Source organism: Terriglobus sp. YAF25, assembly GCF_052113305.1.
GTDB lineage: Bacteria > Acidobacteriota > Terriglobia > Terriglobales > Acidobacteriaceae > Terriglobus.
Genome location: NZ_JBFRCY010000640.1, coordinates 1 through 2,747, shown reverse-complemented (window position 1 = coordinate 2,747; position 2,747 = coordinate 1). Strand labels below are relative to the sequence as shown.

Here is a 2,747-nt window from a genome sequence, read left to right as displayed (position 1 = left end):
ACCGTAGGCCGAGCTGCCGACGACAACGACAAGAAATTTCTCGCAACTGCGGCGCAATCCGACGTCAACGAAATCAAACTCAGCGAGCTCGCTATCCAGAAGACAAGCGACCCCGCCGTGAAGGCCTTCGCGCAGAAGATGGTCACAGAACACAAGGCGATGACCGTGAGCATGAAGCCATTTGCCGAGTCTTGGGGTCTGGCTGCCCCGAGCGATCTCGACAATGACCACAAGGAAGAATGGAGCAAGCTCAACGGCCTTGCTGGAAAGGATTTTGACAAGGAGTACATCGATACGATGGTTTCCGACCATGCCAAAGCACTGGACGCCTTCACTTCTGAGGCGAAGGATACGAAGGACGTAAAGTTTAAAGCCGTCGTACTAAAGGGCAAGACCCATGTTGCAGCACACAAAAACATGGCATATGACCTGAAGAAGAAGCTCTAGGTGGGGCGGTCCCCCGGAGGACGCCGAGGCTAAACTGCACCGCGTCCTTCGGGGTCTCTCGCGTGTTTCCATAGCGGTCGCCACTGTTCGTACTTCAGATCGGTCCAAGTGGGCAATTCTACGACAGGAATGCGCAGCCTATTTCTTCTCAGGTGGCCTTAGAACCATTCGGTTTATCCATCGCCGTGACACGTGGGAATGAGGAACATCAACTCGATATAAAGAAAGATTCCCCGGCCACAAGCGGCTTCGGCCTCGCGCTTTAGCTTTCAACCACAGTCTTTCATGCCATATCTACATGCGCGTCTTTTCAGGATCTGATGGAGCCCGGTAAACTTCTTGCCATGGGATTGGGAGCAACGCTGCAGGCCAAACTAATCAATCATGGACAGTCCGAAATCTGGCGGCGAGTAGAAGGGAAGGATTGTCCCGCGAGAACGCTCGCTACGAATGAAGTGTGAATGTGACACGCCGCTTATGTGCTCCGGAAGTGTTCGATACCTTTTATAAAGGCTGTCATCTTTCCGCAGTCACATTGCCTCCCTGCAACCCGAGAATCTCGATGAGATTGCTGCGGAACTCAAGCCGAAAACCAGCACCTGCTGACGGTCTTGGAAGCATTGACCACCCGCGTCAGTGTTATCCGCATTCGTGGTGGCGCCCAATGAGTGGGTCTTTCGGGGTACCTGTGGATAAAATTCGCCTTTTATTCGCCTATACTTCCTTCGTACGGGTTCGGTCTGGAACCAAATTCGGAGGACCTGTTTTGGAATGCCTGCCCGTTGTGTTTCGCCAGATATCACTGCAGCCGTTTACTGCGTACGAGCTGGAATACGAAGCGCTGCCCCGAGTGCGGTGGCGAGTGCGACGAGGACAAGGAAAACCGGCGAGTCCGGTGTTGATCTGACCGTGGGGAACGCCCCAACAATCGCGCAAGGTTATGACCCAGACTGACTTTAACAATCAATGGAGCATCGATGAGTTGCCAGCCTGCGACTTCGGCATGGAACTGCTGAAGCATTTTGCTGACATGCATCCAGAACTCACGACGTCTCATATCCGGCGACTCGCATGGACAGAGGAGGTAGATCCATTTACTGCCGCAGATCCTCTGTGGATGGCGTACACCCGTCATGTGGCGGACTGTCCCCATTGCAATGATCTCTAACCATGCCGTACCCAAGGGCTGCATGGTTTTGTAGGAACAGGTTATGCAGATGGGACAGATGCGATCGGCTTCTGTGTTTCTGGGCCATACGACGGAGTGCTGAGCCGATTTTGAAGCCGGCGCTCTATCGAACGGACGCCGGCCTAACCCTGGCCGCCGCCCTCTTCTTGTAACGAAATCGTTCCGCCTCCAGATGTACACATCCTTTGAATCTATGAGCGGTTAGCAAGTCCTTTCAAAGTCATGTGTTAGACGGTGCTATTGTTTTGTAGCCTATCGAGGCGCAATCGCGCCATGTTGATAGTAGCCACCGATCTACTTGGTAATACCAGCAAAGCCGTTGAGCTTCACACGGGAAGTGTTCAGGAACTTAAAAGTTAGTAGGTCGCCATCAAGGATGCGTCGGAATAGATCGGCCTCCGCCGCCGAGAAGATGCCCGGCGTTCTCGCCATCTATACCCACAAAAACGCTCCAGGCCATCCATAACCTGCACGAGGCCGGCGTGGACATCGTCCCCGTAACGACCATCGTCAACGGCATCAACAACGAGCAGGTTGGCCGCATCATCCAGTTCGCCCTGGATAACCCGATATCCGGCTTGTCTTACCCAAACACCACTACTTGGTTTGGCTCGCCAACTTTTCTTTTTCTTCCGTATAAGGACCTCGCACGATCGTGCTCTTGATTAGTTGAGAATCTTTGATCATGTTGTAGATCGGGCACGTGGCTTCGACAGCCTTCTGCAGTTCCTCAATCTTCTCCTTAGTCTCAGGTGAGGAGATGTAAACGCTATAGGCGATGTCCTTATAAGTGGGAGGGGTGTCGATATTGCCGAGGCGGCTCGTCAGCGTGCCCTCGACCTTCAGCTCGAGACCGTCCAGCTTGATCTGCCGTTTGGATGCTTCGATCTCATAAATGTGTGTCAGGCAGGTGATCATACGTCCCAGGATGTCTTCCTCGGGTACCGGACCAAGATTGTGGCCACCTGTGATGTTTCAAGAGGTTGTTGTCCATCCGTTTGTATCTGGAGATTCTGTTTGTGACGAGCAAATAGAAGTTTCCGGAGGAACGGATGGACTATCACTATCATGCCCGATTGACGGTGCATGGTCGAAGAGCGATGTGTGTAGC

At 53.0% G+C, this 2,747-nt stretch carries 3 protein-coding genes; 2 read left to right on the top strand and 1 reads right to left on the bottom strand.

Translation table 11 applies throughout. The features are described 5' to 3' along the window. Both AB4043_RS21640 and AB4043_RS21635 read left to right on the top strand, forming a co-directional pair. On the top strand, positions 1–447 hold a 447-nt coding region (locus tag AB4043_RS21640; RefSeq protein ID WP_442308053.1), incomplete at its 5' end, for a DUF4142 domain-containing protein. Between the two features lie 940 nt (positions 448–1,387). After that, positions 1,388–1,615 (top strand): hypothetical protein, encoded by a 228-nt coding sequence (locus tag AB4043_RS21635; RefSeq protein WP_442308052.1) that lies wholly within the window; start codon positions 1,388–1,390, stop codon positions 1,613–1,615. 618 nt (positions 1,616–2,233) lie between these two features. Here the strand turns inward: AB4043_RS21635 and AB4043_RS21630 are convergent. Next, the gene (locus AB4043_RS21630) at positions 2,234–2,608 is read right to left on the bottom strand and encodes an OsmC family protein (RefSeq protein ID WP_442302651.1); all 375 of its coding nucleotides are present in this window, start codon (positions 2,606–2,608) and stop codon (positions 2,234–2,236) included. Positions 2,609–2,747: the final 139 nt, after the last annotated feature.

Coding starts and splice junctions, on each gene's coding strand:
- AB4043_RS21635 (WP_442308052.1), top strand. CDS start 1,388: ATGACCCAGACTGACTTTAACAATCAATGGAGCATCGATGAGTTGCCA.